3 protein-coding genes are annotated in these 14,761 nt (G+C 67.1%); all 3 read right to left on the reverse strand.

Annotation, left to right across the window (positions count from 1 at the left end; all coding sequences use genetic code 11):
* Window positions 1-324 precede the first annotated feature (324 nt).
* The 3 genes from OZX73_RS00540 to OZX73_RS00550 all read right to left on the reverse strand — a co-directional run bounded on the left by OZX73_RS00540 (window position 325) and on the right by OZX73_RS00550 (window position 14,112).
* Window positions 325-5,733 (reverse strand): BspA family leucine-rich repeat surface protein, encoded by a 5,409-nt coding sequence (locus OZX73_RS00540; protein ID WP_277149637.1) that lies wholly within the window; start codon window positions 5,731-5,733, stop codon window positions 325-327.
* Between the two features lie 426 nt (window positions 5,734-6,159).
* Window positions 6,160-7,827, reverse strand: a complete 1,668-nt coding sequence (locus tag OZX73_RS00545; protein ID WP_277149639.1) for an ATP-binding protein — start codon at window positions 7,825-7,827, stop codon at window positions 6,160-6,162.
* A gap of 531 nt (window positions 7,828-8,358) precedes the next feature.
* The gene (locus OZX73_RS00550; protein ID WP_277149641.1) at window positions 8,359-14,112 is read right to left on the reverse strand and encodes a leucine-rich repeat protein; all 5,754 of its coding nucleotides are present in this window, start codon (window positions 14,110-14,112) and stop codon (window positions 8,359-8,361) included.
* Window positions 14,113-14,761: the final 649 nt, after the last annotated feature.

Here is a 14,761-nt window from a genome sequence, read left to right on the forward strand (position 1 = left end):
CCGGCACGGGGTTGGTTTGGGTTTGGTTTCCGTGCCGGCACCCGGTTGGTTCCCGCCTGGCCCATGGGTGGGGGCTGGGCGGGAAGTGTTTAGTGGCGTGGCGCCGGGCTGTGCCGGTGGTTTGCGCCGGTGGCGGCCGATGTGGCTGCTAGCCCCGCGGGCGGCTATGGCTTGCCTGCGGGGCTCGTTCGCGCCGGTGGCGCCGCGTGTGGGGTCACGCCTCGCTTGGAGGCGCTTTGGCCTTGTGGCGCCGCCGTGGGTATGGCCGAGTCTCGTTTTGAGAGGGGTGGCCTTGGCCGTGCGGAGCCGTGGGTGCGTCACGTCTCATCGGGTGCATCCCTGTCCTTGTGGTTGTTCGCGTCTCTTGTCGCGGAGCCGGGTGGCTGCGGCGAGCAGGAGGAGGGTGGCGCCGAGGAGGAGGGCGAGGAGGGTGGCGAGGCGCCGGGCCGGCCCTCCGGTCAGCGGCAGGGCGCGCAGGATGGTGGCGCCGGCGGGGATGGTGACGTCCCGGGTGGTGGTGGCTTTGGCGTAGCGGTGGGCGGCGCCCCGCCAGGCGCCGTCGTCGCCGACCGCGCTGGCGGACACCCGGTAGCGGCCGCCTTGGGGTATGCCGGTGCCGGGCAGGGTGAGCGTCCAGCCGTGGCGTGTGCTGCCGTCGTAGGCGCCCGCCGTGTCCAGGGTGGGCGCCTGCGGGGTGCCGACGCTGGTGCCGGTCTGGCCGTCCAATCCTGTGGCGGTGGCCTCGACGGTCTCGTCGCTGGTCCATGGGGTGGCGTTTCCGGTGAGCGTGACGTCCTTGCTGACTGGGTCGCGGCTGGTGGTGGCGTCGACAGCGGGCTGGTTGAGTGTGCGCCATACGGCGTGCAGGGTCGTGTCGGCCTCGGGGGATCCGGCCGGCGCGCTCAGGGTGACGGTTCTGTTGGAGGGGTCGCCCATGCCGGTGTCGGGCGTGGTGGCGCCCGCGGTGGCGGACCATCCGAGGAACACCGCGTCCGGGGGCTCCATGCTGTCGGTGGGCCTGGCGAGGGTCAGGTCGCTGGGCCGTGATGTGTCGGATGTGTCGACGAGGCTTGCGCCGGGGTCGGGCGCGGTGGCGCTCGTCCCGCCGGGCATGTCGGGCTGGTAGGTGGTCTTGAGCCAAGGGAGGACGCCCTGGAGGTCCTGGCTGCCGCCGTCGGCGCCCTGGCTGGTCTGGCGGGCGGTGAAGTGGTGCTGTCCGCCGGCGCCGTACCGGTCAATGTAGTCGGCGGCGGGGAAGCTCACGCTCCAGTCCCAGCTGGCCGTGGTGGGCGCGGCCGGTGGCGTGGCGGTGTAGTGGTAGCGGCTGTAGACCTTGACGGGCGTGCCCATTTGGCTGATGTTGGTGCGGTTCGGCCCGGCGGCGGCGTAGGCCCAGATGTCGTAGTAGCCGTCGCCGTTCTTGAAGCTGGCGTCGTTGGTGGTGTGGTCCTGGTCCATGGGCCTGGGCATGAAGCGGCCGTGCCAGGGGGCGTTGTCGTTGGCGCCGGTCGTGGCGCCGCTGCGGATGTAGGTGAGGATGTCCGTGCAGTCGGAGGGCACGGCCCCGGTGGCGGGCGCGGGCGTGCCGGCGGGGCAGACGCGCACGTGGGCCGTGGTGGTGCCGGGGTTGGTGAACGTGGTGTCGCGGTCGATGTGGCCGGTGATGGCGATGCTGCCCACGTCGGCGGGGTCGACGCTGAACGTCTCGACGCGGGGGTTGCCGCCGGACGCGGGGGTGAACTCGCCGCCGGGCGTGGGTTCGGGCGCGGTTCTCGGGTTGGGCTGGGAGGTTTGGCAGGTGTCGGTCTCGCCGGCGCCGTCGGTCATGCAGGCGGTGACGGTGTCGCCGCCCACGCCCATCGCGCTGCCCGAAAGGGTCACCGTGTCGCCGTTGTGGTGGTAGGCGGCCGCCAGGTTGGTGGGTTTGGCGACGGTGCTCCAGGTGGCCGTCAGGGTGACCACGGTCTCGCCGGTGCCGCCCGCGACGCCGGCGGTCTTGGGGACCATCTGCGCGGGTCCGGGCTGCCAGGTGCGGCCGCCGGCCTGCCAGCCGGTGAACGCGGCCCCGGAGGGGCCGGTCAGGCCGGTCGGGTCGGCGATGTCGGGGTAGGCCTTCTTGCTGGTTTCGCTGCTGCCGCCGCTGTTGTCGATGAGGGCCTGGGCGCCGGCGGGGAGGGTGCCGGTGCCGCCGCCGTTGGCGTAGCGGAGGGTGAGGTAGGGCAGGACGCTGTTTTTGGTGGCGGTGGCGGTGAGGGTGTCGGAGGGGTCGTCGGGGTTGGGCGCGGTGACGGTGGCGGTGACCGTGTACGCGCTGCCGGGCGCCGTGCTGGTCAAATCGGGGACCGGGCGGAAGGTGGCGGTGTTGCAGTACCTGGGTATGCTGGCGGTGGCTTGCGTGCAGGAGAGCAGGGTGGTGCCGGTGGTGGAGGAGGTTACGCTCATCGACCAGCCCGAGGGCGCGTTCCAGCCCGTGGAGGCGCCCATGGAGAAGGTCGGCGCGATGCCCGCGGGCGCCATCACGGTGGGGTCGTCGATTGACGGGTTGGCCATGGTGTCCCATTTGGCGGCCAGGGCGAGGGTGTAGTGGGCGCCGCCGTCCAGGCTCGTGGCCTCGGTGAGGGGGACGGCCTGGGTGCCGGGCTGCCAGGTCCTGGCCGGGCCGGCCCAGCCGGCGAACCAGGCGTTCGGGCCGCGCAGGTTGCCGCGCGCGGGCACGGGGATCGCGGCGGTGGCCGGGTAGGTCGTGGTGTCGGCCAGGATGTCGTCGGTGATGGCGGGCTCGTCGCCGGTCACCGGGCCGCCCGGGGTCGTGCCGCGCGCGAACGTGGCCCTCATCGAGGCCAGGGTCCCGGTCTGGTCGGTGGACTTGGCGATCCGCTGGCCGGTCGTCGGGTTGGTGACCGTGAGCGTCACGGTGACGCGGTACTGGTAGCGGGCGGCCGCGCCGCGCGCGGTGTCGGTGAGCCGGCCGGCCGGCCAGCCCGTCGCCTGGCAGTCGGTGGCCGACGCGGTCGGCGCGCAGGTGTCGGTGCCGTCGGCGCGATGGGTGTCGAGGTCGAGCCTGGCCGTCAGCCCGTCCACGAAGACGCCGATGTTGCTGACCATGTCGTAGGAGAGGTCGGCGGTGGGCGCGTCGCCAGGCCTCGCGTGCACCGTCGCGCCGTCGAAGCGTGCCGGCCCCACGGCCTGCCAGTGCGGCGTCAGGGTGGCCCGCGCCACGCCGTCGCCCGCGTCGTCGCCGATCACGTAGTCGTATGGGCCCGGGGCGATCGTCTGGTAGCCGATCACGCTGTTGGTGTAGGTCCAGTAGTCGAGGTAGGTGTCCCCGCCCGGCCCGGTGAGCCCCTGCTGGTTGGGTATGGTCACGGACGCCTGGTTGTAGGTGGTGCCGCCGGTCCTGTAGCTGTACATCAGGGCCTTGATGTCCTGCGGCGGGGTGCCGGTGCCCGTCCCCCGCGAGAAGGTCAGGTGCTCGTAGGCCAGGTGGCCGCGCTGGGTGGCGGAGCCCGTCGCGACCCGCTGGCCGGTGTAGGGGTCCGTGGTGGTGGTCGCGGCGGTGGCGGTGTACTGCACGCCGGGCGTGGGCTCCACGCTGGCGGCCGGGATGGTCACGCTGCAGTACCTCGTGGAGGCGGAGACCGAGCACGAGGCCGACCCGCCGCGCCCGGTCGTCACGCCTATCGTCTCGTAGCCGGCGGCGGCCGCGTCCTGGACCGTGAACTTGACCGGCCCGGACGGGCCGCCGTCGGGCATCAGCCGCTGCGGGACGTTGATGAAGGACAGCGACGTCGCCGGCGGGGTCCTCCACTTGGCTTTCAGCGTGAGGGTGTCGCGGGCGTGGGAGGTGAAGTTCCAGGAGGTGGAGGACGCGGCGGCGAACTGGTACTGGTTGCTGGGGCCGTAGGTCCAGCCGTCGAAGAGCTTGCCGGCCGGGTTGGTCAGGATGCCCGACGGGACGCTCACGGTGAACACGCCGGAGTCGCGGGTGTGGGTGTCGACCGTGTAGGACGCCACGCTGGTGGTGCCCCCGTTGGGGTCGATGTTGACGTGGCTGAGGTTGTGGACGTACGGGTCGGCCATGTAGAAGCCCGACGGGTCCGACGAGGCCAGTTGGCGCTGGAAGTCGTCGGCCGTGGGGTACCGGCCCAGGCAGTCCGTGTCTGTCTCGTTGAAGTCGCTGGTCTTGTACCACTTCGTCGCGGCCGCTATGCCGCTGGTCTTGTCGGACGGCAGGATGGTCCTGGGGCCCAAGCCCAGCTTGCGCACCGTGGACGGTATCTGGAAACAGTCCTCGAAATCATGGCTGTTGCATTCAATGCCGGAAGTGGCGCCGGCGGGGCAGCCGGTGTCGACGTTGTGCATGTCCAAAGTGACCAGGGGCGGCATCGACCATGGCAGTTTATTGGATTCCCTAGCAAGGAACATATAAATTACGCCGTCTTTGCTCCAGTTGCTGACGTTGAGGCTGGTGAGTCGGGTGCACGCATTGAACATCATAGCTGTGGAGAGGACGTTCGCCACGTTCCAATGCGAGAGGTCCAGGGAGGTCAGGCTGCTGCACCCCTCGAACATCATCATCAAGTGCTTATTATTTCCGACGTCCAACTGGAAGAGCTTCAGTCCTTCGGTGGTCAGGCTGCTGCACCCCTCGAACATGAAGTCCATATAGATGGCGCCGCTGGTGTCCCAGTTGGACAGGTCGGCGGACGCCAGGCTCGTGTCGCCCTCGAACATGCTGTCGGCCGCCCCGTTCTTAAGATGGACGGTGGCGCCGGGGGCGACGGAGCGCAGGGACGTCATGCCTTTGAATGTGCCGAGGCTATAGCCGTCCAGGGTGAGGTCGCCGTCGATGTGGATGGTGGTGATGGTGGTTTTCAGCGAGTCCCAGGGTATGGTGCCCCAGCCGTCGGTGTAGGTGCCGCCGGAGAGGTGGAGGGTGCAGGTGGAGTCGATGTTCCAGGTGACGTTGCTGGTGCCCCATGCGGCGGGCGTGGTGGCCGGGCACGTGTCCTGCGGGCCCGCCTCCAGCTCGCCTTGGGCCTGCGGCGTGCCGGCCTGCGCGCCGTCGTGGTCGGCGGCAGCGCGCACCGCCCCCGAGGCCCCGGCGGGATCCGCGCCTGCTGCCGCGTTCCCTCGCCGCGTCCGCCTGCCTGAAGCGGCGCCCGCGGCCGCCGAGCGCAAGCCGCTGCCGCTTGTGTCGGCGGGCACCTGCGGGATCGCGTCCTGTGTTTGTCCGGTTGTCCCGTCGGTGTCGGGGTCTGCCTGCGGGCCGGTCGTTGTCTCGGTGGTGGTAAGTGCCGTGTCAGTGGTCTTGGCCAGTACGGGGCTCTGTGTCGTGGGCAGTGTGGCCGTCTGAATGCGCAGTTGTGGCGTGGCCTCGTCGTCGGATTGCGTGGTGGGCAGCGGCGTGACGGCCGCGTCTGCCTGGATGGTTGGTGGAGTGGATGGGATCCCGCCAGTCTTGTCAACTTTGCTGGTCTTGCCGGGTTGTGCTTTCGTGCTCGGGGACGGCGTTGTCCGGGAGCGCGCGGCGTCTGGCGCGGATGGCGCGTTTGGCTTGGATGGTGGGTTGGAATGTGCGACGGCGGACTTGGTGGGGTGCGCGGCCGTGGACGCGTCGGTGTCGCGCCGCGAAGGTGTGGTTTGGCTGGAGGTGGGTGTTTTACCGGGTTGGGTTAACGGGTTTTGGTGACCAGCTTGCGGGGGGGGGTCGAAATCGTCATTGTTATGCACAACGCGAGCGCCACGATACTGTGGATAACTTCCATGGGAAACCAACCTTTTTCAATAACAAACACGGTTCCGCGATGTATTACATCGCGGAACGCAACCTGTGTCTTACGTTACCGGTTTCCCTGTCCGGTTTCAACCCGGCCGGCCACAAGCGTCGTACTCACCGGCCGGAGGCCCCGGGCGCCCGCTCCGGCGTGGCCGGGAGCTTTTCGAAACGTTTGCCGCCGCGGATTGCCTTGCATTCCAACGGGTGCGTGAGAAGGTCTCGACGCCCTCCCGGCGCCTTGGGGGCAGGTCTTTCGGGGACTGGTTTTCCGGGCCCCTCCTCGGCGTGTCGCGCGTCCGGCCGCGGCAGACGAATCACCGCCCGGTGCGGCCACGCTTCGCCCCGGCAGACAGATCACCGTCCCGGCACTGCTACGGCGTTCACTCTATTTTGATATACGCCCTTGTGCGGCTTCTCGGTTTTCCGATGGCCTGCGCCTGCCCAACGGCGATGAGCGTCTTGAGCGCGCGTTGCACGGTCTTGGTCGATGTCCCGGTTCGTCGCGCAAGCTCCTTGGCGGTGATGGCCGTGTCCGGCGGCATGGCCTCACGGATGGTGGCCAAGGTGCCTTTTTTGACTTGGCTTATCGAACCTTGAGCGCCTGCCGTGCCTCTTCCGCTTTTGTGGGTTTTGCGACCCTTGGGAATTCCGGAATTTTCGTTTGTCTTGCCTGTCGTCGAGGGGCTTGTCATCGAAGAGCCGCCGCGCCGCCCTTGCCTTGAAGAAGTCAGAGGAGTGGCGGAGCCGGTACTTTCGGATTGCCCTTGGCGCGGTGCCCGAGGCGCCGGATTCCCGCGCCACAGAATGACGGTGAACTGGTCGGCGGCGGCGCGGAACGTGGGTCTGGGCAGGCCCCGCCGTTCCAACTCCCGCAGCACAAAGGGAATGCCGGAGCCTTGTCCCTCGACGGTCGTCGCCGCGCCCTCGCCGGGGATCGGGGCGTCGCGCACCAAGCCGATAAGCGCGGCGTTGCGGCAGCGGGAAGTGCCGTCCGCGAGGTTCTCCGTGGTGGCCCCGCCCCATAGTCCGCCGGGATTGCTGACCTCGATGCGGTCGGGGTAGATGTCGACGCTGACCGGCTGGCCACGGAAATATTCGTGGTATTCGCGGTGCACCACGGCGTTGGCGATGACCTCGCGCAGCACCTCTTCGGGGATCTCGAGCTCGTCGGTGCGCCCGATGCCCTCGATCAGCGAGTAGGTGCGCAGGTTGCGCCGTACCGCCTGCAGGGCCAGGTTGAGCATGACGGGAATGGGCCCGTCGCATTGCGCGCGGTCGAGGAAGCGCAGCGGGCCCGGTTCGGATTTGGCGTTGCCCGGGTGGGCCGCCACGTCGATGATGAGCCTTGGGAAGAACTGTTGCGGGTACTGCCCCGTCGCGAGGAGCCCGCCGAGCAGGACCTCGCCCTTTTTATCGGTGATGTCGAGCCTGGCGAGTTTCTGCTGTTTCGTCTTGGCCCCGTAAAGCGCGCGGGAGTTCCTCTTCGCCTCAAAAATGAGCCGCAGTTGCTGGTCGTCCAGATCCCCGGCGTCGCAGCCGGACACGACCTCCATGTCGGCGTAACTCGGCGTGAGCTGGTGCCGGTATTCGTATATCTCCGCGGCCGAAAGACGGATGTCCTTGTCATCGATGCGTTTGTAGCTGCCGTTTTCGATGCCTTTGGCCGTCACATAACAAGGTTTCTTGCCGATGTCATTGGCGAAGATGGCCACCGCGAGGATTTGCCGGCCGTCGAGGGTCTCCCGGCGCATGCGATAGGTGGGCGGATTGGTGAGCCTGATCCCGTCGCTGCCGCCGTCGCCGATGCCCTCGACGAATTGGTCGCGGGTTTTGTTGATGTCGAAGCCACGCGCCGGCGCGAACCCACTCATCTCGTCCAGCCCGAGCAGCAGGACGCCGCCGGACGAGTTGGCGAACGAGCTCACGGTGTCCCAAACGCTGGCGCTCAGGCCGTGCGCGCAGGCTTTCGCCTCGTAGTCCGCGTCGTCGGTTCGCTGCGACCGCAGCCGCCGGACCGCTTTCGCCAAGGGCTCGTTCAGGATCGCCATCGCCGCCTTCTTTGTCGTCTATCTTCGTCATCGACATTCTATCATAGACATTTATCTTCGTCATCGAAATCATCTTCGACATCGTTGGTAGTGCGGCGATTTTCTGCGGGGTGACAGGATATTATTTGCATCTTCGATATTTATCTTCGACATTTTTATTTTGTCGATGACGAAGATAAATGTCTAAGATGCCAACCGGATTGTGTGTCGGTTTGGCGGTGTAGGAGGGAAAGGTGGGGGTGGGCGCCGGCACGGGGTTGGTTTGGGTTTGGTTTCCGTGCCGGCGCCCGGTTGGTTCCCGCCTGGCCCATGGGTGGGGGCCGGCGGGAAGTGTTAGTGGCGTGGCGCCGCCGGGCTGCGCCGGTGGTGGCCGGTGTGGCTGTTGGCGCTGGTGTGGCCGTTGTGGCTTGCAGCGCCGCGTGTAAAGTCACGCCTCGCTTGGGCCGCGTCCGTGGCCTTGACGGCGCCGTGAGTGTGGCCGCGCCTCCTTATCGGGAGTGGCTTTGCCGGCGCCGGCAGGTGGGTCGTGTCTCATCTGGCGCGTCCCTGTCGTTGCTCGCGCCGCCGGTCGCGCAGCCTGGTGGCTGCGGCGAGCAGGAGGAGCGTGGCTCCCAGAAGGAGGGCGAGGATGGCGGCCAAGCGCTGAGGCGTGCCGCCGGTCAGCGGCAGGGTGCGTAGTTGTTTCGGCAGGTTGAAGTCCCTGCTGGTTGTTGCGCTGGCGATGCGGCTGGATCCGCGCCATGCGCCGTCGTCCTCGGTGGCCGCCGCGGTGACGCGGTAATGGCCGCCTTGCCGCAGCGGGATGGTCACGCTCCAAGTGTGCTCGCTGTGCCCGTCGTAGCCGCCTGGGCCGCCGAGCGTGGCGGCTTGGGGTGTGCCGAGCGCGTTATCGCTCTGGCCCTCCAGCCCGGTGGCGGTCGCCTGGTAGCCCTCGCTGGAGGTCCATGGGGTGGCGGTGCCGGAGAAGGTGGTGCCGGAGAAGGTGGTGTTGGCGGTCGCGTTGAGGCTGGGCGCGTGGAGCTTGCGCCACACGGCGTGCAGGGTCGTGTCTATCTCCACGTCGCCGGTGTCGGCGTTCAGCGTCACCGTCCGCCTTGTCGGGTCGCCCATGCCGGTGTCGGGCGTGGCGGCGCCTTCGGTGGCGCTCCAGCCCTGGAACGCGGCGTCTGCGGGCTCCATGCTCTCGGTGGGCCCGGCCAATGTCACATCCGCTGGCCGCGACGCGTCATCGATGTCGATGAGGCCGGTGGCCGGTTCGGGCGCGGTGGCCGTGGCGCCTCCGGGCATGTCGGGCGCGAACGCGACCTTGAGCCAGGGCAGGATGGCGATGGAGTCCGTCTTGCCGCTGACGAGCTGCCCGCTGGTCTGCTGGGCGGTGAAGTGGTGTTCCGCCCCGACGCCGTAGCGGCTGGTGTAGTCGCTGGCGTCGAATGACACGCTCCAGTTCCAGGGGCGCAGCGCCTGCGCGACTTTGTAGGGGTAGTTGCGGTAGACGCTGGCATGCGAGAGCGGGGTGCTGTTGGTCATGAGGTTGGCCACGGCCCAGATGTCGTAGAGTCCCGGCCCGGCGGAGAAGTCGCCGTCTTTGGTCGTGTATTCTTTGTCCTTTTCGTGGCCGCGGATGTAGTGGCCGCCCCACGGCACGTTGTCTTCCGCGTTGGTACGCATCATTTCGCTGTTATTCCTGGCGGTGTCCGGCCTGAGCATGGGGGTCACTAGGGTGCAGCTTCCATCGTAGTGACCCCCGTCGGTGGGTTCCGTGGCGCCTTGGGGACATATCACGATCTGTATTCGTGTGTTGGCGTTGTTGTTGACGCGGTCGATGTGACCTTTGACGGCTATCTTGCCGGGGTCGGTCGGATCCGGGGTGAAGGACTCGACCCGTGGGTTGCCGCTGGTGACCGGTGTGAACGGGTCCGCCGCCGGCCGTGGGTTCGTGGCGTCCTTGCAGGTGTCCGCGCCGCCGTTGCCTCCGGTCATGCAGGCTTTGACAATGTCGCCGCCGGAGCCCTGCGCGGTGCCGGACAGGGTCACCGTGCCGTTCCCGGCGTGGTGGTAGGCCGCCGCCAGGTGCGTGGGGCCGGGGACGGCGACCCATGTCGCGTCGAGCGTCACCGCTATGTGCTTGGCGAGCATGGTGCCCGCAATGCCCGTGGCCGTGCCCGCGTTGGCGGGGATGTTGGCTTGCCCGGCGGGCCATGTCGTGTCCGCGGCGGCCGAGTTCCAACCCGAGAACGACGTGCCGGTCGGCCCGGCGAGCCCGGTGGAGTCGGGAAGGGTGGGGACTGCCGCGTAGCTGCCGGTGTCGGCCAGCACGAGCAGGGGGGTTGGCGGTGTTCCCGTGCCCCCCGTTCCCGGCGTGAAGTTGATGGTCATGTAGGAGAGGGTGCCTGTCTTCGGCGTGGTGGTGGATATCGGCTGGGCGATTACCAGGCCGTTGCTCTTGTAGTTCACGGTCGCGCTGATCGAGTATGGCGTGCCCGGCGTGCCGTCCAGCGGTCCTCCGGAGAGCGGGCCGGAGTACTCGCATGCCCCCGAGCGGAATGCGCAGGAGACCAAGTGGCCCGCCGAGCCGAACACGGCCGTGCTGCCGTCCGGGGCGCCGGCGCTGGTGACAAACACGCTCAGGCTTTCGGTCCCGTTGCTCGAGACGCTTGACCTGGGCTCGCTGATGGTGACCGCGCCCATCGCGCTCCACTGGGCCGTGAGCGCGATGGTGGTGTGTTTGGCGGCGTCGGTGGCGTCGCCCTTCGCGACGGGGATGTCGCTTACGCCCGCCGGCCACGAGTCCGATCCCCTGGCCCAGGCCGAGAGGTACGAGCCGGCCGCCGGCGACATGGAGCCCATGCCGGGCAGCGCCGGCGCCGCCGTCGAGTCGGCGGTGTCCACCGGCGCGGAGGCCGGGTCGGGGGCCGCGCCGGCGGCGGTGCCCTTGTCGAACGTGACGGTCATGTAGGGCAACGCGCCCCGCATGGTGCGGGAGCGGGTGACGTTCAGCCCGGAGCCGGGGTCGATCGAGGTGATCGAGGTGGTGATCGCGTACGTGTAGGTCGAGCCCTGGCCCGTGTCGGCCAGCTTGTCCAGGTCCCACGTGACCGTGCACTCGCTGGTGTTGTTGGAGCGGGGCGTGTTCGAGCAGTTTGCGTGCCCTCCGGTCCGGCCGGTGTCGATGGTGATCTCGCTGTTGCGTGTGATGTTCTGGGAGATCACGTCGATGTCGACGGTCGCCGTGTGGCCGGCCTTCGCGTGCACCACCGGGTCATGCACGGCCGGGGCCTCGAACGAGTACCAGCTGGCCGTCAGGGTGAACGAGTAGCGGTGGCCGTCGGCCGTGGTCTTTTCCTGGCTGAGCCCGAACGATGATCCCGGATAGACGACCCCGGAGCGCGTGTCGCTCCATCCGCGGAACGACCCCCCGGAGGGTGGCGTCATCCCCGACTGGCCAGGCAACGATATGAGGGTCATGCCGCCGCTGACTGTCGTGATCAACGCATAGACAGGCCCCGGGGCGCTGCCGCCGCCCTCGCCTTTGTCGAACGAGACCTGGTAATAGTCCAGCACGCCGCTTTTCGTCGTGGTCTTGGTGATGGCCCGCCCGGTGTCGGGGTTCGTGGCCCTGCTGGTCGCGGTGATCGTGTACGTGTCGCCGTACCCCGTCTGGAAACTCGAGACGGGGACATCAACCGTGCAGGGGTCATTGGTGCAGGCGGCCGATGACCAGCCCGTCGATGTGGACGCCGTGGTCGTCCTGCCGTCCGGGGCTATGCCGGCGCTGATTTCGAATTCCACCGACTGGCCATCCATGCCCACTGACAGGTCGGTGATTTTAGGTGCCCCCATGGTCTTCCAGCTGGCGGTGAGGGTGACGGTCATGTGGCCGCTGGCGTCCGTGTTCCCATGGGAGAAGTTGACCATGCACGAGCCATATTGGCAGCCGGAGACTTGGGTGTTGTCGGAATAGGCCCAGCCGTCGAACCAGGTGTCGTCCGGCACGGACAGGCCCCCGCGCCGCGGCAGGCTTGTGGTTATGTAGCTGTCATTCTCGGCGACGAGTCCGGCGGTGAGGTCGTTGGGTGGTGTGCCGCTTGGGTGGGTGCCGTCGGCGAGGGTGCCGGCGGAGAATTTGACGGTCATCCATGGCAGGGTGCCGGTGCGGGTGTATGGGGCCGAGACCTGTTTGCCGGTTTTGGGGTCGGTGCCGGTGGTGGTGGCCGTCACGGAGTATGTCGCCCCCGGTGTCGGTTCGAGGGAGGCGACGTCGTTCCAGTTTATCCTGCATGTGGTGCCGGTTGTGTTGGTGGCGTTGCAGGTGCCGGTGCCGCCGCGTCCGGTGCGTACGCTGGTCTGCGACCCGGTCGGCGCCGCCGTGTTGATGCCCACGTTGAGCCACGACCCTAACGAGGTTCTGTATCCGTCCCAGGAACTACGCACGTGTGGCGCGTCTATGGACGGCGCGAACGGTTTCCATTGGGCGGTGAGTCTGTAGTAGGTGTATTTGCCTTGCGGCATGGCGAAGGCGTAGCCGCCGTCGGAGCTGGTGTAGGTCTTGCCGTTCTGGTCCTTCCAGCCGTCGAACAGGCAGCCCGGCTTGTTGGTGAGGATGCTGGCCGGCACGCCTACGGCTTGGTCGGTGAGTTTGTTGTCGCGGGTGTAGGAGGCGGGGCTTGCGCTGCCGCCGGCTGGGTCGATGTCGACGGTGGACTCCACGTGGACCAGGGAGTCGTCCACGTAGTAACCGGGGGAGCTCGTGGTCCACAGGTGGTACGCCAGGTTATACGCCGGGTTATTTTCTTCGGTGAGTTTGCCGAGGTAGTCGATGTGGTCGCCCAGCCCGCTTGTCTCATCCCACCACGTAGAACTACTTATATTCATCAACGGATTTACTTCATTTGGTCCCGAGAAGGGGGGGCCGCTTCGCCCCGCACCAGTGATAGCCAGCTTTCGTAGCGAGGCGGGGAAATAGGTATCAACGCTTGAAAAATTGTTGATGTCTGCGCTGTATAAGTCAAGCGAGACAAGACTGTTGCAACCGTCTAGGAAATATATCCCACCGCCTCCGAAATTGTGCAGGTTCAGTGTGGTGAGACGGCTGCAACCATCGAACATATAATGTCCGACGCTGCTAGACGTGAAATTGGGCAGGTCCAGTGTGGTAAGGCTGCTGCAGTTGTAAAACATGTAGTTCAACACTGGATGGACGTCGCCGACTATGGTCGTGTACCAGTTGGTCAGGTCGACGGTCGCCAGGCTCGTGTCGTCTCTGAACATGCTGGCGGCCGCCCAGTTCTTGAGGTGGACGGGGGCGCCGGTGGCGACGGAGCGCAGGGACGTCATGCCACTGAACACGTATCCGCTGTTGCTGCCGGCGTCCAGGGTGAGGTCGCCGTCGATGTGGATGGAGGTGATGGTGGTCTTCAGTGTGTCCCAAGGCATGGCGCCGGAGGTGTTGCTGGTGTGGGTGCCACCGGAGAGGTGGAGGGTGCAGGTGGCGTCGATGTTCCAGGTGACGTCGCTGGTGTCCCATGCGGCGGGCGTGGTGGCCGTGCACGTGTCCTGCGGGCCCGCTTCCGGCTCGCCTTGCGCCTGAGGCGTGCTGGCATGTGTGTCATCGTGGTCGGCGGCCGCGTGCACCACTCCCGTGGCGCCTGCCGGTTCCGCGCCTGTTGTCGTGTTCCCGCGCCGCGTTCGCCTGCCTGAAGCGGTGCCCGCGGCCGCCGAGCGCAGGCCGCTGCCGCTTGTGTTGACGGGCTCCTGTGGGATCGCGTCCTGTGTTTGTCCGGTTGTCCCGTCGGTGTCGGGGTCTGCCTGCGGGCCGGGCGTCGTCTCGGCGGTGGCGAGTGCCGTGGTGTCGGTCTTGGCCAGTACGGGGCTCTGGGTCGTGGGCAGTGTGGCCGACTGGACGCGCAATGACGGCATGGCCTCATCCTTGGATGTGTCGCCGGATTGCGCGGCGGGCGACGGCATGACGGATTGGGTCGTCGGGGACGCGGACGGGTGGCCGTTGGCCTTGCCGGGTTTGTTTGGTTGTGCCTTCGCGCTCGGGAACGGCGTTGTCCGGGAGCGCGCGGCGTTTGGTGCGGGCCGGGTATCAGGACGGGTGGCGTCTGGCTTGGATGGTGTTGAGGAATGTACGACGGCGGATTTTGTAGTGTGCGCGGCGGCGGACGCATTCGTGTCGCGCCACGAAGGTGCGGCTTGGCTGGAAGTGGTGGTTTTACCGGGTTGGTTTAACGAATTTTGGTGACCGGCCTGCGGGGGGGGGTCGAAATCGTCATTGTTATGCACAACGCGAGCGCCACGAGACTGTGGATAACTTCCATGGGAAACCAACCTTTTTCAACAAACGTAATTCCGCGATGTAATACATCGCGGAATACAACCTGTGGCTTACGTTACCGGTTTCCCTGTCCGGTTTCAACCCGGCCGGCCGCGGGCGGTTCGCGCATTGTCGGCGGCTTCGGGCGCCCGCACCGGTGTGGCCGGGATCCTCGCGAAACGTTTGCCGCCTTGTGCCGCCTTACGTTCCAGATGGTTTGCCGGGAGGTTTCCGGCGCCGCACCCGGTGCCGGCTGGCCGGTCTTCTGGGCCTTCTTTTCCGGCGTGTCGCGTGACGGCGCGTGGGTAGGCGTGTGTTGGCCAGTTGGCCCGTCTCCGATTTATTCCCCGTCGTCGTTGTGGACATCTATCGCTCTGCGAATTGGCCCCATTGCCATTTTGCTAGCATTTTTCACGATGTGCTTTCTCTGTGTTTTTGGAACATTCCGTACGCGCTGTGTTGTTAGTTGCGGCCTGAGCCTGAATTCATGGGATCAAAGACGCGCGGCTTATGCTTTGGAGCTTGCAGGTCTGAGATTTTCCCATCTATGAAACGTATAAGGTCATCGATATCAGCCAACTTGTTTTTGAAGCGGGGGTCATTGAGGCCCGTCTCGCT

The sequence above is a fragment of the Bifidobacterium sp. ESL0775 genome (genome assembly GCF_029395475.1).
Taxonomy (GTDB): domain Bacteria; phylum Actinomycetota; class Actinomycetes; order Actinomycetales; family Bifidobacteriaceae; genus Bifidobacterium.

Excerpts from the sequence above, each read along its gene's own strand:
- OZX73_RS00545 (WP_277149639.1), bottom strand. The coding sequence starts at position 7,827 with ATGGCGATCCTGAACGAGCCCTTGGCGAAAGCGGTCCGGCGGCTGCGG.